The organism is Nitrospirota bacterium, from assembly GCA_016180645.1.
GTDB lineage: Bacteria > JACPQY01 > JACPQY01 > JACPQY01 > JACPQY01 > JACPAV01.
The window spans coordinates 201,061-221,531 of record JACPAV010000004.1 but is presented as its reverse complement, the minus strand read 5'-3'; the positions used below and the strand labels follow the sequence as shown (position 1 = coordinate 221,531).

17 protein-coding genes are annotated in these 20,471 nt (G+C 60.8%); 8 read left to right on the top strand and 9 right to left on the bottom strand.

Translation table 11 applies throughout. The features are described 5' to 3' along the window. Positions 1-1,081 precede the first annotated feature (1,081 nt). On the bottom strand, positions 1,082-1,435 hold the full coding sequence (locus HYT87_04080; GenBank protein MBI2058928.1) for a hypothetical protein: 354 nt from the start codon (positions 1,433-1,435) through the stop codon (positions 1,082-1,084). Here HYT87_04080 and HYT87_04075 point away from each other — a divergent pair. Genes HYT87_04075 through HYT87_04065 form a run of 3 tightly spaced genes read left to right on the top strand, consistent with a single transcriptional unit; the run spans position 1,434 to position 4,453 of the window. After that, the gene (locus HYT87_04075) at positions 1,434-2,525 is read left to right on the top strand and encodes a sensor domain-containing diguanylate cyclase (GenBank protein MBI2058927.1); all 1,092 of its coding nucleotides are present in this window, start codon (positions 1,434-1,436) and stop codon (positions 2,523-2,525) included. The genes HYT87_04080 and HYT87_04075 overlap by 2 nt on opposite strands. Continuing rightward, positions 2,503-3,804 carry an AmmeMemoRadiSam system protein B gene (amrB, locus tag HYT87_04070; protein MBI2058926.1) on the top strand — a complete coding sequence of 434 codons (1,302 nt, stop codon included), beginning with the start codon at positions 2,503-2,505 and terminating at the stop codon, positions 3,802-3,804. The genes HYT87_04075 and amrB overlap by 23 nt, the downstream gene beginning before the upstream one ends. 4 nt (positions 3,805-3,808) lie before the next feature. Beyond that, complete coding sequence (locus HYT87_04065; GenBank protein ID MBI2058925.1) at positions 3,809-4,453, top strand: hypothetical protein; 645 nt, start codon at positions 3,809-3,811, stop codon at positions 4,451-4,453. Positions 4,454-4,478: 25 nt separating this feature from the next. Here HYT87_04065 and HYT87_04060 read toward each other — a convergent pair whose 3' ends face one another. Both HYT87_04060 and HYT87_04055 read right to left on the bottom strand, forming a co-directional pair. After that, entirely contained in the window at positions 4,479-5,762 is a 1,284-nt protein-coding gene (locus tag HYT87_04060; protein MBI2058924.1) for an adenylate/guanylate cyclase domain-containing protein, read from the bottom strand. 12 nt (positions 5,763-5,774) lie between these two features. Continuing rightward, positions 5,775-7,673 carry a hypothetical protein gene (locus HYT87_04055; protein MBI2058923.1) on the bottom strand — a complete coding sequence of 633 codons (1,899 nt, stop codon included), beginning with the start codon at positions 7,671-7,673 and terminating at the stop codon, positions 5,775-5,777. 95 nt (positions 7,674-7,768) lie between these two features. Between HYT87_04055 and HYT87_04050 the strand changes: the two genes are divergently transcribed. Then, positions 7,769-9,370 (top strand): glycosyltransferase family 4 protein, encoded by a 1,602-nt coding sequence (locus HYT87_04050; GenBank protein MBI2058922.1) that lies wholly within the window; start codon positions 7,769-7,771, stop codon positions 9,368-9,370. Between the two features lie 13 nt (positions 9,371-9,383). Here HYT87_04050 and HYT87_04045 read toward each other — a convergent pair whose 3' ends face one another. Beyond that, a complete protein-coding gene (locus tag HYT87_04045) occupies positions 9,384-10,400 on the bottom strand; it encodes a glycosyltransferase family 9 protein (GenBank protein ID MBI2058921.1) in 1,017 nt (338 codons plus the stop codon). Beyond that, positions 10,397-12,184: a radical SAM protein gene (locus HYT87_04040; GenBank protein ID MBI2058920.1), complete on the bottom strand. Its 1,788-nt coding sequence runs from the start codon at positions 12,182-12,184 to the stop codon at positions 10,397-10,399. The genes HYT87_04045 and HYT87_04040 overlap by 4 nt, the downstream gene beginning before the upstream one ends. 237 nt (positions 12,185-12,421) lie before the next feature. Here HYT87_04040 and HYT87_04035 point away from each other — a divergent pair, with 237 nt between their 5' ends. From HYT87_04035 to HYT87_04020, 4 genes are all read left to right on the top strand, one after another. Next, positions 12,422-13,453, top strand: a complete 1,032-nt coding sequence (locus HYT87_04035; protein ID MBI2058919.1) for a family 43 glycosylhydrolase — start codon at positions 12,422-12,424, stop codon at positions 13,451-13,453. Positions 13,454-13,515: 62 nt separating this feature from the next. Beyond that, entirely contained in the window at positions 13,516-13,752 is a 237-nt protein-coding gene (locus HYT87_04030) for a hypothetical protein (protein MBI2058918.1), read from the top strand. Beyond that, complete coding sequence (locus HYT87_04025) at positions 13,746-14,093, top strand: type II toxin-antitoxin system PemK/MazF family toxin (GenBank protein MBI2058917.1); 348 nt, start codon at positions 13,746-13,748, stop codon at positions 14,091-14,093. Before HYT87_04030 ends, HYT87_04025 begins: the two co-directional genes overlap by 7 nt. 196 nt (positions 14,094-14,289) lie before the next feature. Further along, on the top strand, positions 14,290-14,511 hold the full coding sequence (locus tag HYT87_04020; GenBank protein MBI2058916.1) for an addiction module protein: 222 nt from the start codon (positions 14,290-14,292) through the stop codon (positions 14,509-14,511). A gap of 203 nt (positions 14,512-14,714) precedes the next feature. Here the strand turns inward: HYT87_04020 and HYT87_04015 are convergent, their stop codons facing one another. The 4 genes from HYT87_04015 to HYT87_04000 form a co-directional block, all read right to left on the bottom strand. Next, entirely contained in the window at positions 14,715-15,398 is a 684-nt protein-coding gene (locus HYT87_04015) for a hypothetical protein (GenBank protein MBI2058915.1), read from the bottom strand. A gap of 511 nt (positions 15,399-15,909) precedes the next feature. Next, positions 15,910-16,428 carry a signal peptidase II gene (gene lspA, locus HYT87_04010; protein ID MBI2058914.1) on the bottom strand — a complete coding sequence of 173 codons (519 nt, stop codon included), beginning with the start codon at positions 16,426-16,428 and terminating at the stop codon, positions 15,910-15,912. Positions 16,429-16,609: 181 nt separating this feature from the next. Further along, the gene (locus HYT87_04005; protein MBI2058913.1) at positions 16,610-19,345 is read right to left on the bottom strand and encodes a UPF0182 family protein; all 2,736 of its coding nucleotides are present in this window, start codon (positions 19,343-19,345) and stop codon (positions 16,610-16,612) included. Next, positions 19,338-20,450 carry an ABC transporter permease gene (locus HYT87_04000; protein ID MBI2058912.1) on the bottom strand — a complete coding sequence of 371 codons (1,113 nt, stop codon included), beginning with the start codon at positions 20,448-20,450 and terminating at the stop codon, positions 19,338-19,340. The genes HYT87_04005 and HYT87_04000 overlap by 8 nt, the downstream gene beginning before the upstream one ends. Between the last annotated feature and the right edge of the window lie 21 nt (positions 20,451-20,471).

The following is a 20,471-nucleotide window of genomic DNA, read 5'->3' as shown; positions in this document are numbered from 1 at the left end:
TTCAGTAGCGCATTCGCGAGGACTCGGCATGTTTTGAGAGGCCAATCCTGGGGGGTTACGCATTCTGCGGCTCTCAGGGGCCTTTGCCCGTCTTGGACCTCCAATCTTTGGTGGTGCCGCTACATGCTGCGCACTCCTGCAAATAGTCGCGTGCTTCGCCTTGGCGATCTGAGCACAGGATCCGGCTTTGCGGTTCCCGGAATCAAGCTTCTCTAAGGATTCTCCGACTGCGAGGAGGGACGGCCGAGGCTCAGCCAATCCTCCAAAGCTCGCCTCGCGCATGTTCAAGTGAGTGGCCCTGGTTCGCCATCCAGTTTCCCACTCCAGCCTTGCTTGCAGGTCGGCCCCGCTTCCAGCCGCTTGGTCAATCCAGACCTTTCCCAGGAACGCAAGAACTGCCTTGTCCTGGAATCCGGCTCATGGTGCTTCCCAGGGCCCTGCATCGGTCAGGGCGAACATGCACTCCTGCCAACAAGATATCCTTCATCCGATCCGAGGGAGATAACCAGGTTGTCACCGCAAGACCTTTCCTCGGCGAGCCTCTACATGCGTCCATCCTGGCAGGTCGGCCATGAGTCTCGGACCACGTTGCAACTCCACTGATTCATCAACGCCGATACCACCTTGGTGAACCCCGTTTCCGATCCGAAGTTCCACGTGGAACACATGCCACTTCCAAGCACCAAGCCAATGACTTATCTGATATCTTCATCTACTATATTCTTTTCTTTACTATTTCTGAACCACTAATCATGCGGCCCACAACCAACTTGCAATGCAAACTACCCACCGCCATCCAGGAAGGTCTTAGCCTACCCCGCAAAAGCCCCGCACGGGGCTTCCCCCTCCGTAGCAGCTTCCAGCCTTCGCAGCCGAAGCTGCTTCGACGGAGTAGGCACTGCGGAGGACGGGCCGGACCCCGTGCTCGCGCTGAAGAAACCACGCTCCGCGGCAAGTCACGGGGCCTCGAACCCGCTGAACGGCGGCAATCCTCCTATTTTCCCCCTCACGCCTCCAATGCCTGCCCCCTCCCCCACCCCGCAGCAGACCCTAGATGACTCACCATCACACTATCACACAGTCACTCACCGATTCCCCCCGAGCTTCGCCGGGCGTTACTCAGCACCCCCCCGCCTTTGAAAAAACTCGCCATTCCGCTACAATCCCCCTCTCCCGGAATCCGAGCGAACCTCCGGGAGCGACCTCGAACACTACAGGAGGATTCCATAGCAAAACGCTCTGTATCCAAAGCGTCGTCCACGAGGCCCCATCCCGCCGTCCGGCGATCCACCCGCTCCACGCCCCGGCACTCCCCTTCCCCAAGCCGCGCCGCCCGCCTCGTCAGCCCCCCCCCTTCCGTTCCGCCGACCACGCCCGCTCCTGCCACGGCGCCGGGCACGCGCTTCCGATACGGCGAAGCCCTCCAATCCGTCATGAACACGCTCACGCAGAGTCTCCGCGCCCACTCCAACGTGGACGATGCCCACCTTCCCGAGGAGCTCTCCAAAGCCTTCCGCTCCGAACAGGATCGCATTGACAGACTGTCATCTCTCATCAAGGTCACCGCGCTCGTCAACTCCTCCCTCGACGAACGGCACGTGCTCAACTCCATTCTCGAACACGCCACGCAGGTGACCCACGCCGAGGCCAGCTCCATCATCCTCAAGGGCGAGGACGGCCACAGCCTCTATTTTCTCGCTGCTACCGGCGAGAAAGCGGACGAAGTAAAAGACATCAAACTGCAAATCGGTGAAGGGATTGCCGGCTGGGTCGTTCAACACGGCGTCCCCGTGCTTTCCCCGGATGTCGACAAAGACCCGCGCTTCTCCCCGCGCGTCGCCTCATCGGTGAACTTCACCAGCCGCAACATCGCCTGCGCCCCCATGAAGGTGAAGGCCCGCATCATCGGCGCCATCGAAGTCCTCAATCGGAAGGACGGTCCCACGTTCTCGGACGACGACCTGGAGATCCTCGAAGCCTTCGCCAATCAGGCCGCCCTCGCGATCGAGAATGCGCGGCTGTTCAAACTGGCCATCACCGATGAGCTGACCGGCCTCTACTCGCACCGCTATTTCAAGGATTACCTCCGGCTCGAACTCCATAAAGCGAAACGTCTCCGCCGTCCCCTGGCCGTGGTGCTCATGGACATCGACAACTTCAAGTCCTTCAACGATACCTACGGCCACTCCGTGGGCGACGAGGTCCTCCGCGGCGTTTCGAACATCTTGCGAAAAAGCTTGCGCGACACGGACGTGATCGCGCGCTACGGCGGGGAAGAGATCGCCGTGATCCTCACGGAGCTGAACGCGTCGCAATCCCTGCTCGTCTCGAACCGGCTCCGAGAACAAATCGAGGCATACAACATCGCTCGGGATGGGAAAAAAATGGGCGTGACCGTGAGCGTCGGACTCTCGATGTACCCGGAGTCGGCGGACAACGAAACGGATCTGTTCGACCGGGCCGACGCCGCGCTCTATCAAGCCAAACGCTCTGGAAAGAACTGTGTCAAAGTCGCCTCCGTCTGACGCGCCGCCCGCTTCGACCGCATCGGTTGCAGCCGATCCGGACACGCTCCTGCCCTCCATCCGCGCCGTCGAGGTCTACCCCATCGTTCAGGGGTCGCAAAAGTTCATCGCGCTGCGCGACCCGATGGGATACGCCAAAGATCCGGTCCTGATTCCCCAGGCCGCGGCCCTCCTCCTCGCGTTCTTCGACGGCAAGCACACCATCCGCCAGCTCCAGGAGGAGATTCAGCGCCGTCTCGGTCAGCTCCTCCTCACGGAACAGGTCCTGGGCTTCATGACCCAACTCGACCAGTCCGGTTACCTCGATAGCGAAGGCTTCCGCCGTCTCCAGAAGGAGACCGACGACGCGTTCCACTCGCAGCCGGTTCGCCCCTACTGCCACGCCGGCCTCGTGTACCCCGCGGAGCCGAAAGAACTGCGCAAGCAGTTCCAGGAGTACTTCGCGGCGGTTCGACCGCAGGACAATTCCGGGGTCCTGCGAGGCGTCGTGGTCCCGCATATCGATATCCGTTTCGCGGGACAAGCGTACGCTTTCGCGTACGCCTCCCTGGCCCGCGGGCCCCTGCCGCGGCGGTTCGTCATCCTGGGCACCGCTCACCAGTCTCCGCCGAATACGTTCGTGGTCACCCGGAAGGCCTACGACACGCCCCTGGGCCCCGTGCCCACGGATCAGGACTATGTGCAGTTTCTTGAAACCGAGCTGGGGCCGGAGATCTACGCCGACGAATGGGTCCACCGGACGGAGCATTCCGTCGAGTTTCAGGCGGTGTTTCTCAAATACCTGTTTCCGCTGGAGCCGGGGCTGAAGATCGTGCCGATTCTTTGCTCCTCCATGCACGAATGGGTGCTGAACGGCCACTTGCCCGGCGAGAGCGAGCGGATCGGCCGGTTCATTGCCGCGCTTCAGGAGGCCGACCGTCAATTCGGACCGACGGTGTACATCGCCGGCGCGGATCTCGCCCACATGGGAGTGAAATTCGGCGATCCGTTCAAGGTGAACGAGAGCATTCGGCGCGAGCTCGATATCCTCGACCGAGAGATGTTGACGCACGCCGAGCGTGTGGACGGCGATGCTTTCTTTCGCAATATCCAGGGCGAGAAGGACAAGCGGCGCATCTGCGGTCTCTCACCCATCTACACGCTTCTCAAGGCGGTGACCTCCACCGTGTCGGGTTCGCCCGCACTCAAAGGGCATCTCCTGAAATACGACCAGGCTGCGGAAGAGGCCACCGGATCCGTGGTGAGCTTCGCAAGCCTGGCGATCTATCAGGAGTCGTGACCCCGTGAATCGTGAACCCGTGAGACCGAGAGGGAACCCACCCCTTCGTGTTGCAATCCGGGCGGCCCAAACGCTCGGCTTTCTGTTCCTCCTTCAATTCACGATTCACGATTCACGGTTCACGGCGTCCGCGCAGGCGGCGACCGCCGCGAAGAAAGAGCCGGCTTTCAAAGGTTGGAACCTCTATCAGATTCCCTGGGGGATGCTCGCCCCGGCCGCGGAGGCGAAGCTCCCTCCGCTCACCGATGGGGGCGAAACCGAGATCCTCGGAGTACAGACAAAATATGCCTACTGGGATACGCGATTGGAGGATGGGCGCAGCATTTCGCACGGTTTCTACTTTGTGGACGGCAAGCTTGCTCTCTACTCCAAGGCGTACGACGCGGGACAGGCCGCCACGCTCGATGATCCGCCCATCAAATCCCTCTATGGTGATGCCGTGAAGCGATACGGCGCCGCCTCCATCGCCAAACCCAATACCGCGGTCTGGCTCAAACCGAGCGGAGCGGAGGATACGATTGTCGAACTTCTTCTCGCGGAGGTGAAAGAACCCGCCACCGGCCAGGTGGTCCGCCTCTACCGCATGATGTACTACGGCCCGAACTTCCCGGGCCTGGACCGCATCCGTTGGGCCAAGGGCGCGCCGTAGTCCGGCGCGCCTACGCCGATCTCCTTCAATTCCCCTCCTTTCTTCCCTTCAGCAGGTACGTTTCCATGGCGCCTTTGCCTTTCACTTCGATGCGCCCACGGGACTCCAGGATGAACTTTGCCTTGAGGAGCTCATAGGTTGAGTGGGAGACGTGGATCTCGCCGGGGACGCCGTGGGATTCCATCCGGGCGGCCACGTTCACGGCGTCGCCCCACAGATCGTAGATAAATCGCTTCTTCCCAATCACGCCGGCGACAACCGGCCCGGAGTTGATGCCGATCCGGATGTGAAGGGAGCGGCGGAGTTCAGCGCCCAAGAGAGCGACCGTTTCAAGCATCGCCATGGCCATCTCCGCGGCAGCCTCGGCATGATCCTCCCGCGCGGTGGGGAGGCCGGAAGCGAGCATGTACGCATCTCCGATCGTCTTGATTTTTTCCAATCCGAATTTGTCCGTCAGCTCATCAAACGAGATGAAGATACGGTTCAGAAGGCGGACCAAATCTTCCGGCGGCATCTCCTGGCTGAGCGTGGTGAATCCCACCAAGTCGGAAAAGAGAACGCTTGCCGCGGGATATCCATCGGCAATGGTGGTCGGCGACTGCTGAAGCCGATCCGCAATCGGCTTGGGAAGAATGTTCAGCAGCAGGTCTTCCGCGCGGGCTTTTTCCCGAAGCACGGCACGCTCCGCCCTGATCATGCCGCGCCGGGAATAGTACGCCACCGCGGCCACCGCGATGTAGACACCGATCAGATTGGCCGGCCGGGACCATCTGGGCATGGTGGAGACCGCCGCGGCGCCTTCGCCGACCTGCGCGGGCACATCCACGGACAGGAAGGCGGCGAAAACGCACAGTCCGACCAGGGCGAGAGCCCACATGGCTTTCTCATGGCGAGGGGAGTACAGAATGAAACTTCCAACGGCGTGGGTGAGAATAAAATAGTGGATGCCGCTGCTCACTCCCATCATGAGACCCAGTCCGGCCAACGCGGCCATCGAGCTCAGCCCTATCCACGTGGTGGCCAACCAATGTTTCCGGAACCGATTGAACACGAAGGCCATCGGGTAGATGGGAATCAACAGGACGTGCAGAAGGATCGGCAGTCGCGAACCCTGGGCGATGGTGAGCGGCAAATAGGCGATGGCGATGACGAGCGCGATAAGGGTGAGCGTGTTCGTCAAAACGATGTACTTTCCCTCGTACGGTTGGACCGTGTCATCGATTCCGATCCGCACGATTCGGGCGAGTGCCGCGAGGATCGGATTCCCTCCTCGAATCACCGCCGGCTGGCTTGGTCGATCCGCCGACATGGGGCAGGGCGCCTATTTCGGGTCGCCGGATGTCGCGGAGAAGGCGTGGTCGCCGGTTGGCCTCAGCAAAGAGGACAGGAAGGCGACGGCATCGGAGGCCGCCTCATCACCCATAAGACAGAGGTGAGGGAAGAATCGCCCTTGACCGAAGCGGTAGAAGGCTAGACCGGGGCCAACATAGGGTCGCTGCACCTTCTCGATGAAAGAGACCTCACGCGCGGACGGCTCCATCAGTGGAACGCCCAGCGCACGCGCAAGGCGGTCCGACGCCGCGTTGGGGACCAGCCCGTCGTTCAGCCCGCCCTGGACGAGTACCAGTTTTGGATGGGTGTTCAAGTACCGCTCCCTCGTGATGTATGGCGCCATCCCCACGGGATCCACATCATCCGTCAGATACCCCAGAAGACCCGCCGCAACGTAGGACTCCATCTTAGACAAGCCTTTCACGGAAAAGACGGGCAGGCCCATTTCCTCGATGAGAAACGCTTCTTCAAAGACATCGCCGAGTGTTCCTCCGGCAACATTGAGCACTCCTCCTGTGAGACGATCATCGAGGGCAAGAACGGAAGTCCCCACGATCCCTCCCATCGACTGGCCGATGTAGGCCGTGCGCGTCACGTCCAAGTCGGGACGTCCGTCCCCCTTCGACTCCCCTTCACCCATCGGCAGCACGTCCAGTTCCGCCAGCCCCTGCCGGATAAATTGAAGGAGCATGAGCTGCTGAGCAAGGTATTGCCGGAACATGCCGGCGAGGAGATCCATGTTGCTGCGCGATCCCAGGATCGGCTTGAGAGGGGACCACAGGTGTTGGTGATACGGGGCGTCGATGCCGATGACGCCGATGCCCTCACGCACGAGCCTTCCCGCCACCTGGAACATGGTGTCCTTATTGACAGCCAGTCCATGCCCAAACACGGCCAGCGGAATGCCGCCCTCGCGGGGCTTCCGGGGGAGAAGAAGCTTGAACTTCACGTTCTTGGGCACGGGTGCCGGGCGGGCCCGGCCTTCCGAGTCGATGAAGTCGAGCGCTTCGAACGCGCCGTGTACTCCGACGGCCTCAGCCGAGTCCCACCACGTGCGCTCTTCGTCCGCCTGCATCTCTTTGATCCGGAGGGGATGCTCCGCCGCGTGATTCTCCACGGCCTCCCGCAGCCGGCGCGCCCCGCGCGTGTAGCTCCCGTCCGACTCCACCGTGAAATCGAAGGCCAGAGAGAGGGTGGAGGGGTCGAGCTGGTGATCTTTCAGAAACGACCGGAGCCCCGCGTATCGCGGCCATGCGACAGCGAGGTCCCCGTCGGCGGGACTTTTCTCCTGCATCAGGGCGCGGAAACCGCCGCTGGGGGGAATGGTTCGATCAGCCCTTGCGCCGAAGGAGGATCGTACGACGACGACGTACCGCTCGCTCTTCCGGAGCGCCACGAGTGGATGGATCCGAACAACCGTCACGTTCGGCCCCCCTACGTTCAGGATGACATCCAGAAAAGTGCGGAAGGGCAGGGGAACGGCATCGGATGCGCGAAAGAATTGGATCGGAGAATCGGACTTGACAGTGTCCTCGGGCTTCGGGAGATCGAACTCCTTCAGGACGGCAGGAACGGAAATCACGATGGGAAAGTTCGGCGAAAATCCGTCATGCTCCCTCAGTTTTTCTCTCAGGCCGGTCGTGTCCATCGGCAGTCGCGAGAGGAGCTTATTCTCTATCGGATCTTCCGGTAGTTGCATCCTCAGACCGGTAGGCGTTGACGGATCCACCACCGTGTAAAAGTCCGTTGGGAACGGGAGAAACCCGTCGCCCCCCCAATTCAAGGGGTTCGCAGACGACGTCCCCGCCTGGAGGACGACGATCGGCTCGGCGGCTTGCGCGGCGAACGCCAGCAATACCCAAACGAGGAACGAACCGATGTGTTTCATGAGGGAGCACGGTACCAAAATCGGCCTCGGTCGGCCATCCCGCGGGAGGAGGTCTCGAATCAAGTTCCTGTCCGGCGCCGCCGATAACCTATGTGATGCGGTCTGCATTGCCCCTCCGTCTGGCCCACATGAGCTGGCAGCAGGACTACAGCCGGATCACCGGAATCAACTGGAGCGAATACACGCTGCTCTGCCATTCGTCCAAAGAGAATTTCTCCCAGTCCGGCCACACGGCGTTGAAGGCGCCGGCCGACATGAAGGCGCAAATCGAAGCCGCCACCGGGGCCAGGATTCTTGACGGTCTCGCCCGGTTCGAGGACTTCGTGGATTCGCTACGAAACGTCGACGTCGCCGTGATCAGTCACGGCGGGTTTCATCACACGGGATTCATGGCGGCGCACAAAGCCGGCGTGCCGCTCATCGTAGAGCGGGTGGAAAATCCGAATCCCTGCCAACAGTATGATTTTGTCGATTGGACCATCTGCGTCTCCCAGAGCGTGGCCCGTCTCCAACCGGATTCCTCCCGGACGAGCGTCATCTACAGCGGGATCGATCTCGGGCGATTCCGGACCGACCGGGTGAAGATTGCAAAGAAGGACCGGCTGATCCTCGTTCAGGTCGGTTATCCGTATGACGTGGATCCGGCGGGAATGGAGCGCCTGGTGGGCCTCCTCCGAGGCGCAGGGGTCCCTGCGGTCGGCTGGACGGTGGGCACCGATGGGCCATCGACCGAACTCCATCGCTATTGGGGCTGGCGGAACGACGTTCCCGAAATCTTGAATCAGGCCGATCTGTTTATTCACCTGGCTCCGCGAGATGAGGCGTTCGGCTACATGGTCGTCGAAGCCATGGCCTGCGGCCTGATTCCCATTGTCGCAAACCTGGAGGGACCGGGAGAAATCGTTCAGAACGGGACGAGCGGGTTTCACTACACCCGAGGGAACCTGGAAGAAGCAGGTTCGGTCGTCGCCGCACTTTGGAGAGACGTCGCATCAGACGGCCCGATCGTACCCCGGTTCATTGAGGCAGCGCGACGCCGCGCGCGCGATTTCGATGCACCGGTCACCGCGGCAAAGCACGAGGCCCTATTCTTGAAGTTGTGGGATGAGAAAGGGAAGATCCGCGAACGTCGGCCGCTCCAGGTCGATCCGGCAGAGGGGCCGTGGCATGACACTTTTGAATTTCTTACCCGTGGACGTTGGAGCGATTTTTTCGATGGCGTGGAGAGATGTTTGGCCCAGGGGGCGCTGCCGCTGCCGGCCGCCGATCTCATCACCTGGATCGATCTCCAGGTCCAACAGCACCCCAAGGCCATGATGAGTCTGGAGGATTCGGCTTTCGCTCGCGAGCGCATCGTCTCCCTCCACGCCGCCCTCCAGAGTGGGGACATGCCGGCGGCGTGGTTCGAGCTTCTAAAATGGGCCCTCCTCACTCGCCAGTCTGATTTTTCACGCCGATTTCTCCGTCGATGCTTGGAATTGGCCGGAAGATCAGGAGAATCAGAAACTTGGATTCATCGACTGGCGGCCACGGAGCTCTTCTCCTACTGCACTCAGTTCAACCATCCCGACCTGAGCCGCCGGCTTGCTTCCCTAGCCGACGATTTACGGGGGAGGGTGTTCTCCGGAAGGACCGGTTTGCCGGATCTTCCTCACTCCCCAGCCATCACCCAAGCTACAACGCTGTTCCCTTTATAGCGATTTTAGGTTGTCAGACTCGCGTCCGGTCAAGCAACCGCGCGCAGGCATCGAAGGCTTGATTGACGCTGATGCTGGACGTCGGCGGCGCGGCGCGACGGCTGGCCCCACGATGGGGCCGTCCTGCTCCCGGTCGACCACCCAAGCATTCGAACTTTCCGATTCGGGGGGAGTAGACCGCAGGGTCGGTCGGTCCGAAGATCATCAGCGAGGGCACCCCCATCGTGTTCGCCAGATGGGTCAGTCCCGTGTCACCCCCCACAACCATCCGAGCCCGGGACAGAAGGGAGGCGATCTCCTCCAATCGCAATTCTGGAACCACCCGCCCGGCTGAGTCCGTCCCCCGCATCACCTCCGCGGCAAGAGCCGTCTCACCCAATCCGGGCAGGACGAACACGGACAGCTTGAATCTCGATGCGAGCCGCCGACCCAACTCCGCGTACGATGGATGCGGCCATCTCTTTTCCGTCGCCCCTGGGCTTGAGCCCGGAATGAACACGGCGAACGGCTGGGGTCCCAACTTCTCCCGATCCAACAGTCGCGTAACGGCTTCGGGTGTCTGATTCGGCGCAAGGGCAAATGGTCGCAGCACAGGCTCCAAGCTTGCCCCGGAGGCCTTGACCAACTCAACGGTCTGGTCGAGGCGATGAGTGCAGGGCAGGACATTCACCCTGTGGTTGGAAAAGAGGAATCCGCCCTCCCGATCGAGAGCCGGCCCGAAACCGTAGCGTTCCCGAATGCCCAGCATGGCTGAGATCAGCCCCGCCCTTAGGATGGGATGGAGATTGTAACTGCGTTCGTATCGCTCCCTCCGGATTTCGCGGATGACTTCGGAGCGACGGCCCGAGTACCAGAAATGAAATTTGTCGACAAACGTCAGGCCGCCCCTCAGAAACGCGTACGACTCCGATGTGAGGAAGCCGACCGTCGTTTGGGGGAAGGCCGACTTGAACGCGGCCATCGTCGGAAGCGTCCGTAGCACATCGCCGAGCGAACTGAGCCGGATGAAAAGCACGCGCTCGGCGTTCACATGGACCCCCCGGCCCGGTGTTCATGTCCAGGGGCAACGGCCGATGCAGACTCATCTGTGCAGACCCCACAGATGCGGCACGTGGGGACGTGGCACGCGCGCGTGCGAACCTCCGCCTCGGCGCGCCGGTATTCATCAACCAGAAACGATTTGCGTACTCCGTGATCGATGAAATCCCACGGGAGCGTTTCCCCAACATCCTTTGCCCGATGGACGATCCAGTCTTTCGGCGGAAACTCCGCGGCCCAGTGTCCCCGTGCCGAACCCTGGTCGCCCGCAGCGTTGGCCATGGCTTCCCCCACACGCCGATCGCCGATCGACAGAAGACTTTGAAGGACGGCCTGCCTGGGCGAGTATCCACTCACATGCACCCGCTCGATGTGGGCCAAGCCGTTCTTAATCGACGCGACCTTTCTCTTCAGCTCAGGCTCGGGTTTCAGTCCACACCATTGGAAGGGCGTCGACGGCTTCGGGATGAACGGATTGACGCTCAGGGTCAGTTTGGAGTCCGCGTGACGGCTCTTCGATTGGATCAGACCCCAGATGTGTTCACCGAGGCGGGCTACATCTTTCACGTCCTCATCTTCCTCGAACGGCAGGCCGACGATGAAATAGAGCTTGATGTGTTTGATCCCACAGTCCATCGCCGTTTCGACCGAACGAAAGAGGGCGGCGTCCGAGATCGGCTTGTTGATGACGCGCCGCATGCGTTCGTTCCCGGCCTCCGGGGCGATGGTCAGCGTCTTTTGAGCGCCCTCGGACATCCGAGTCAACACCTCGCGATTCGCGCCGTCCATCCTCAAACTTGCCGTACACACCGTGCGCTGATCCAGCGCCGCCCCCCGGAGCAGTTCGAGGAGGTGTGGATGCTCGGGAAGGGAGGTGCCTACGAGCCCCACCTTGCGAATACCCTCACCCTGGGGGAGCGTCCGCAAAATAGCGTCTGCATCGTACGTCCGCGGCGGGAGGTACGTGTAGCCTTCGGCGCAGAATCGGCAACGCCAGCCGCAGCCTCGGGTGACTTCGACAAGATGCATCGCGCCGAAATCGCTGTTCGGCGTGTAGACGACGCTCTTGGTGACAAATCCCTTGAGCATTTCAGCCCGGAGCTTGGAAATGATCGTCGGCGCGCCCTTGAGCGGCCGGCGCTCCGAGACCCAGGCTCGCTCATCGTAAACAACCTCGTAGGAGCGGGGCACATAGACTCCCGGAACACGAAGCAGTGCGGTCAGGGCCTCTTCGCGGTTTCCACTCCCTCGTTCGACGGACAGCAGGGCTTCAAGCACTTCCGAAATCCCCGCCTCGGCCTCTCCAAGGAAAAGGAAATCCATCATCGGCGCCATCGGTTCGGGATTCATGAACGCGCACATGCCGCCCCCGAGCACGAGAGGATGTCGATCGCTCCTCGCCCGGGCAAGAAGCGGCAGGCGAGAGAGCCGGAAGAGCCGCGGGAGATTCAGGAGATCATCCTCGAATGAAATGGAAAAGGCGAGCAGGTCAAATGCGGTGATGGGCCGTCCGGACTCAAGCGTGAAAAGATGGGTATCATGTTTCTCGTAGAGCGGAAGATCCTCGTGGTCCGGGAGAAACGCTCGCTCACAAGAAACACCGTCGAGGCCGTTGAGGTAGCCGTAGACGGCCTGGAACCCGAGATTCCCCATGCCGACGGAGTAGACGTTCGGGTAGACAAGGGCCACGGAGTAGCCGGCTCCCTGTTTGTGGATCGTGCCCGTTTCATCCGCCAGAAGTTTCCGGCGCTTCTTTTCCAGACGGAAATCGATCACGCGGTCAGTATACCACGGGGCATTGCCCCGCCTTCCCCGTGCCAAGGAAGGTACGGGGCCATGCGATGTCGCCGCGCCACGGATGGCGCGGCATGGACCATGGCCTAGCGGGGCGACATAGCGTGGTACCAAGCCGTCCTAGGCCAGGTACCATGCGCGCGAAGGGCGCCGTCCGTTGCGGGAATCCGTTGCGTGGCGGTGGCGGGTGCGTCAGACTGACGAATCATGAAGTTCGGCATGCAAACGGGTTGTCTTGTTCTGCTCGCCCTGGCCGGTGCGGGATGCGATGCGAAAATCGAGGATGGCCCTGAGCCCTCCGGCTGTCTATGCACCGGGTGGAAGGACCATCCGGAAAATCCGCTCATTGAGCCGCCCAAGCCGGAATCGATCATCGCCGACCCCACCGTGCTCTTGCCGGAAAAGGCGCCGGATCGAAAGTGGCACCTGTTCGCCCACAGCCTGCTGGGGATCCATCACTATCAGTCCATCGACGGCGTTCACTGGGACCGCGTGACGGCCGGTCCGCCCCTCTTCGCCGGCGCCCGTCCGTATCTCTATCCGGAAGGTGGCATGTTCTACCTGTTCTACGAATCCTTTCAGAGCCTGACACTCGATCGGTCTTCCTTGCAGATCCGTACTTCGAGCAATCTGACGGATTGGTCCACTCCGACCACTGTGCTGGAGCCCTCGCTCAATTGGGAAATCGGTTTCCAGTCCACGAATGGGAATCCCTTCATCATGAAAACAGGAACTGAGTACTGGCTCTACTACAGCGCCAACGGCGTGCTCCAAAGCGACACGGGATTCTCGGAGCCGAAGTACATCGGGCGGGCGATGGCCTCAAGCCCGGAGGGACCTTTTGAAAAACATCCGGCGCCGATCTTGGAACCGCGATCGGACGATCCGTACCGAAATCAAGCGGCAGGATCCATCAAAGTATTCGACGAGAAGTGGCGGGGCCGATGGCTAGCCTTCAGCAACGGGATTTTTCACGACGCAGAAGGGCACTCCCGCTCCGCGATCGGAATCCTTTCATCGGATGACGGACTCGCATGGGGGAAGGTCTGCGACCGCCCCGTTGTGGGTCCGGAGGGCGACGGCTGGAAATCGGCCTTCGTGTACGCATTCGACGTGAGGCGCGTCGGCAACCAACTCTGGATGTACTACAACGCCCGCGACGGCTGGAGAGAGGGCACCGAACGCATCGGCCTGGCCACGCTCAACATCCCTCGCGATCTTTCCAAGGCTGATTCCTGCTCTTTCAAATAGGTTTCCACAACCGGGATGCCTCGACGGTTGCGGGCCTCGGACGCGACGGTTATACTAGAGGTATGAACACAGCGGTCTCCGTTCCCGAGACGGTTTTTCGGGCCGCCGAGCGCCAGGCGAGGCGCACGCGCAAGTCCCGCAGTCGGCTCTACTCCGAGGCGCTCTCGGAGTACTTGTCTCGCCACGCACCCGATGAGGTTACCGACCGGATGAACCAAGCCCTTTCACGGATCGACGCACCCAAGGATTCATTCGTTTCCGCCGCCGCCCGACGCGCTTTGGAGCGCAACGAGTGGTAGAAGCCGCCCAGGGAGAAATCTGGTGGGCGGATTTGCCCACACCTACAAAATCTGCGCCCGGATTCCGAAGACCGGTGATCGTTGTCCAAGGAGACCCCCTGAACAGGAGTCGGATTGCCACGTTGGTCTGCGTGCTGCTCACGAGCAATCTGAATTGGGCGGAGGCCCCTGGCAATACTCTTCTTCGTGCAGAAGCGACCGGCCTGCCGAAGGACTCCGTAGCCAACGCCTCGCAAATCGTGGCCATCGATCGGGTGTTCCTTTCCGAGCGTGCCGGTAAACTTTCCCCGCGCTTCCTCGCGCAGATTCTTCAAGGCGTCGATATCGTCCTCGGCCGGTAGGACTTCCCGGCCATTTCTTGTCATGCGGGTTCGCGGGTAACCCGCGTGATACTCCAAGGACGTACAGAATGGCATGTCTGACCCTTGGTCCCCGTGGCGGCGTCAGGACCACGATGCCGCAGCGAGTCAGCTTCCAAGGTCAGAAGGAATACGGTAGTCTTTTCCCAACCGAGCAAACCTGAAAAGGAGGATCCAGATGACGAAGGCGGCCAAGAAGTTGGAGAAGGAGATTGAGGCGCTGCCCGACACCGACAAATTGCGACTCGTAGATGCCATTCTAGCGGGTTTGGATAAACCGGACCCCGAGGTCGATCGCGTTTGGGCGAAAGAGGCCCGGAAGAGGTGGGCGGCCTACAAATCCGGCCGCGCCAGAACGGTATCGTATGAATCGGTCATGGCCAGGCATCGCCCCTCTTGAAGGTCCGTTTTCTAGAGCTGGCCCAACTGGAGCTTGACGGAGCGGTCGCTTGGTACGACGAGCAAGCTCGGGGGCTGGGGAAAGAATTCCTTGGCGCACTCGACCCCCATTTCTATTCAGGCTGACGGTCGACGCCAGGCGCAACCTCGAAATCCCGGAACAGGCAGCGCTGTTTTCCTTTTCTTACCCCATGAGTTGGAGTCTCAATCTCCCCCTGGATCACAGCTGCTCAAAACGCCGCATTGCTGGTCATTCTTACAGATTCGGCCCGCAGACCCCTGGCATTCTTCCAGAGTCGGATAGCAATACACACGGGGTTGTTCTTTGAGGGCAACGGTCACGCAGTATCCGCTTTGCTTGCGCACTGGCGATACCGGGGGAATCTGAGGCGCAGCCTTGGTAGGTACGTCCATGGAATCGTTCTTCCTGGGGACGGCTGCCGGCGTATCACTCACGCGCCCGGTGTTCGCGGTGAGGCATCCGACGTAGCCGCTTACTTGGTAACGCGTAACTGAAATGGTTCCACCGCCGTGCTCTTGCACGGTCGTCTGGCCCGTGTAGGTGTTGCCGTAAAGCTGACCACTGGTCGTTCCGGTGTAGCTCTTCCCCAACTCAATGTTCTGGCTTTCCGAGGAATGGGCCTCCGACAGCACGGAGTAGTCGGAAAATCCTGCTCTTCTGCACAATTCACCTGCCCTTTGGTGGAAATAGCCAACTAGCGTGATCTCCGGGGTGAAACCGTTACCATTCACCTGGACGTAAAACACCCCCGGCTTGATTTGGAGGTCTCGGTAGCCACCCCGTAGGCCCGCTTCTTCGTAGGGAGTGGGGCAGCCGATCGAGAAGAAGCAGAGTACCGCAGCAAGGAACAGGGAATCTCGCTTCATGTATCCCGGCTGGAAGAATAGCAGGATCCGGCAAAGCTGACAATGAACACACACCCCAGACGCGTTGCTGGCCTTGGTGCCGACGTCGGGGCAAACTCCATGCCTCGTGCGTTTCATCACCTTGCCGGTTTAGGGAGACGGTCGCCTGGAGCGAGTTCGAGGGAGAGCCACTCAGTTTAGGACACCGCCTCATAGGCGAATCGCGGGATATTTCAAATCTTTGCGGATTGGAGCAATTCCCGAGCGCCGAGGCATTCGATGCCCTTCGCCGCCGGGTAGCGGCGCTCTCCCCGAGGGCCACCGGAGGCGCTGCGATGTCCCGCGGACCCGCGCGGAAGTGGAGGAGTTGACCTTGAAAAACAGAAGTCGTGCTTCCAAGTGCGTCTAACAGAATCCGTAGGGGAGGGTCTTCAGACCCTCCCGACAAGAGGGAGCATCTGAAGATGCTCCCCTACGAATCGGCATTCTGTTAGAGGCTCTAAATGTGAAGGCGCCCCGAACGACTGCCGACTCAGAGGGGAACAGGGGGTTGAAGGCGGGCGAGACGGGGCGTGATCATCCGCAGGATCAGGAGGGCAACGCCCACGGTGATGGCGATGTCGGCGACGTTGAAGATGTGCCAGTGGAACCGGGTATAGTGGAGATGGATGAAATCGACGACGTAGCCGTAGCGGAAACGGTCCAGTAGATTGCCGACCGCGCCGCCCAGGATCGCGGCTAGAGCAATAACCTGAAGAGTGGCACCGGCCGGTGTGGCGAAGAGGTAGTAGAAGACCACTCCCACGGCTAAGAGCGAGAAGAGTGTAAAGGCCATTCGTCCCCAGTACGAACGCACGTCCGAAAACAGGCTGAATGCGGCGCCGGTGTTGTGTACGTGGACGAGATTGAAACAGCACTGCGCCACGGTCTTGACCTCCCCGTGACGGAGGCCTGTTTTCACGAGGTCCTTGGTGACCTGATCACAGGCGAAGACGCCCAGCGATATGAGAAGAACTACTGCGAGCTTTCGCGTGGGCTGATTGTATATCACCGCTGATGGTGCTCTAAACCTTTTTGGTGCTCCTCGCTTGCGCACCGTGCTCCGTGCCTCCTGTAGGCGCGGGCTTCACGCCCGCGTCCGAAGACGCACCCGTGAAGGGTGCGCCTACCGCGATGAAGAAGGCTCAGATGGTGGTCCTGCAGACATGATCGAGTAGAGCAGAATGAAGCGCTCAGCGCTTCTCCTGCAATCGCTTGAGGATCTCCCCCAACTTTTGAAGTTCGTACCCGAAGGCCGCCCAGTCGCCCGCTTTCAGCCGTTCCTGCGCCCGATCGTAGTGCTCACGCGCCTGACGGGTCAGTTCGGAGACGCCCGCATCGGTCCGAAGATTCGGCGCCGGCGCTCCCGGAGCGGTCGCTGCACTGCCGGAGACCTTCGATCCGCGCCCGAAAATGCGTTCCAACGATTCCTCCAGCGTCGCCTCCATGGCAATTGAATTTCCGAACGCGACGATCACCCGCTTCGCCTCCGGCAACCCTCCTCCCTCCGATTCCAAGTAGAGCGGCTGGACATACAGTAAGGATCGATCGACCGGAATGACCAGAAGACTACCCCGGATGACTCTCGATCCGCCCTGACCCCACAGGGTCAGTTGTTTTGAAATCTCGGGATCCTGATCGATCCGGGAGCTGATCTGTCCGGGGCCGTACACCAGTTTCTGTTTCGGGAAATTGTAGACGAGCAACCCGCCGTAGTTGGGATCGTCGCACCGCGCGGCCATCCAGGCAATCATGTTCTCCTTCTTGGAGGGCGTGAACGGCACCATGAGGATGAATTCCTCCGACTGCCCCACGCCCGCCAACTTCATAATCGTGTAATACGGCTCCATGGCGTCGCCTCCGGAGCGTTGGGCAATCCTCCACAAATCCTCTTTGTTGTAGAACACCTGCGGATCGGTCATGTGATAGGTCCCGTACACCATGGCCTGCACCATCAGCAGGGTTTGCGGATACCGAACATGCGAGCGCACATCCTTCGGCATCTGTGCCAGGGGCTTGAACACCTCCGGGAATATCCGTTGGTAGGTCCGGATCAACGGATCCCGTTCGTCCGCCGCGTAAAAGGTCACGGTACCGTCATAGGCGTCCACCGTCACTTTCACGGAATTGCGCATGTAGTTCCCGATGCCGCGAACGACTTCGGCATAGGGGTAGCGGGACGTGGTGGTATAGGCGTCCACCATCCACACGAGCCGACCTTCGTCCGTGAGAATGAGGTAGGGATCGCGGTCGTAGAGCAGGAACGGCGCCGCCTTTGTGACGCGCTCCTGGATGTTCCGATAGATCATGATCCGGCTCTCGGCTGTGATATCCCGTGAAAGCAGGAGCTTGAGTTCCTTCAGCCGCGTCGAGAAAAGGAGTTTCCGCAGGGAACCGGTAAAGGGGATCCCGCCGCGGCCGCTGTATTGCGAGTAGACATTTTCTTCCCCGGCGGGATAATCGAACTCCTTCGCCTGGGTGTTCACAATCGAATACACGCCGCGGGCTTCTCCGAAATAGATCTCGGGGCGAGTCACCTTCAATCCGGCCCTCGATACCGGCGGAATATCCTTCACGAAGAACTCGGGAAGCCCTTCCGGAGTGATCCGGTTGACCGGACCCATGCACACCCCGTAACCGTGAGTGTACGTGAGGTGCTCGTTGATCCAGATGCGGCTCGGCAGGCTGGCCGGGTTTAGTTCTCTCGGTGAGAGCATGACCTGTCGATACTCGCCTTCCACCCAATAGCGGTCGTTGTCCACGTCCATAAAATCGTAGTAGGTCCGGATTTCCTGGAGCTGGCTGTAGGTGGTAAGGAGCGGTGCGTGGTCCCACAGGCGGACGTTCTTGAGCGTCCCTTCGTTCCGACGGAGATCATTCGCCGTGAGCGACTCGGAGGGATCGAACTCAAGTTCCTGCACCCCCTCCAATCCGAACGCCGCGCGCGTGTTCCGGATGCCCCATTGGATGTATGGCGTTTCGCGGACCACCTCGTTGGGAGCCACATCGAAACGCTGTACAAATTCCCGATACCCCCGCGCCCCAAAGAAACCGACGGCGATGAGACCGGCCGCCACGGCGGGAAGCCGGACGCCGGGAATCCAGATTGCCGCCCAGGAAAGGAGGGCGGAGAGCAACGCGACGAGGCGTAGGACCTTGAGCGCCGGCAGATAGGCATGGATGTCCGCGTACCCCGCACCCGGCGCGATGGCTCTCTGGGCCGACGCGAGATCGTACATCGAGAGATGGAATCGATACGCCAGAATCACGCAAAACAATCCCGCAAGAATCAAGAGATGCGATCGGGCCGAAGACGACACTTTCGCTCCGCTCGTGCCCCATTCGAGTTGACCCAGCATCGCGCGGATAAGGCCCGTGGCCAGGAGCGAAAGGACGATGACCGCGGTGGCCCAACCGCCAATAAATCGGTAGAAGGGGAGCGAATAGACGTAGAATCGGATGTCCTTCCCAAACAGCGGATCGACCTCGCCGAAAGCCACGCCGTTGTAGAATTCGAGAACGACGCTCCAGCGGTTGGAGGCCCACATGCCGATCCAGTACGCGAGCAGGAGGGAGACGAGGGCGCCCGTGATCTTCATCGCGCCGAGCTTCATGCGCGCAGCGGGGAATTCGATCACGTCCCGCTCCTCCCGCACAACCATTTCACGCCCGCCCCGCAGCGACAGCCAAACGCTCACATAGATCACCGCACCGGCCGCCGCGCCCGCGAGGAGGCCGAGCTTGATCTTCGACCCCAGCATCACCCAGAAGGCCGGAGTCATGGCGATTTCCTGGAACCACCAGTAGTCCGTCACCACCTGGACCACGCGCCCGCTCGCGCTCAGCAAGAAGAACAGGATGGCGAGGGCCGCGATCGGCCCGCCCCTCAACCGGGGTGCTCCTTTGAAAGCGCCGTTCCCTTTACTCATAACGCAGCGCCTCGCTCGGTGAAACATTGGTCGCCCGATAGGCGGGATAAAAGGCGCCGATTGCCCCCAATCCGACGGCGATCCCGAAGGCTTGGCCCAGCAGGACGGCGTCGAACTTTCCCGGGAGCGTCCCTGAGACCCGCGGGATTTCATTGATGACCCACACTCCAAAGATGCCCACTCCGATTCCCACGACCCAGCCGAAGACCGAAAGCAGAACGCTTTCCGACAGTATCAAGCGAAAGATCTTCCTCCGCTTCCAGCCGAGTGCGCGCAAGATGCCGATCTCCCGCGTCCGTTCGAACACACTCATGAGCATGGTGTTCATCGTCGCCACCGCGCCGATTACGATGGAGACGACCGACAGAATCCAGGCCATCACCTTGGCCATCTGGATGGCGTCCAGCGTGTCCGCCAGTTCCCCCGCGCCCATGGCCAAGACGTGCGGGAATCGAGTCTCGATTTCCTTCTTGGCGACGTCCATGTTTTTCACGTCGTCCAGAAGCACGTTGTAGAAGGTCACCTGCGAAGGCCGGCTCATGAGGTCCTGCACGTCCTCCAATGCCATCGCCGCGCTGTTGTCCTCAATCATGTTTCCCGTTTCATATATACCCACCAATTCATACAAGTCCACCTCGATGTTCAATTTGTCCCCCACTTTCTTTTTCATTCGATTGGCCAGGCTCCAGCCGATGACGATTTCGTGCCGGCCGGGACCCGCGATGTCCCGCCCATGGATGATCTTGAGGTGCGAACGCGCCTCGCCGTGAAACCGGAATCCGAACACGGCCACACCGGGCTGGTTGCCGATCGTCACCATGTCCACGAGCACGCCGATCAGGCCGTCCACGTGTGGAACCTCCAGCAGACCCTTGGCCAAATCCTCCGGAAGGGAGCTGAAGATGGGGTCCGGCGATTCTTTCTTGCTCACCACCATTTGGACATTCCGCGTTTCCATGAGGCGGCTGATGCTCTTGATGAAGCCGCGCGTGATGGACACCTGGGCGATCATCGCGCCGATGGCAATTCCGATCCCCAGCACGGTGAGGATCGATCGCACGCGCCGACGGAGCAGGTTTCTCCACACGATGGTCTCAAATCGCACGCGGGCAATCTATCACACCTT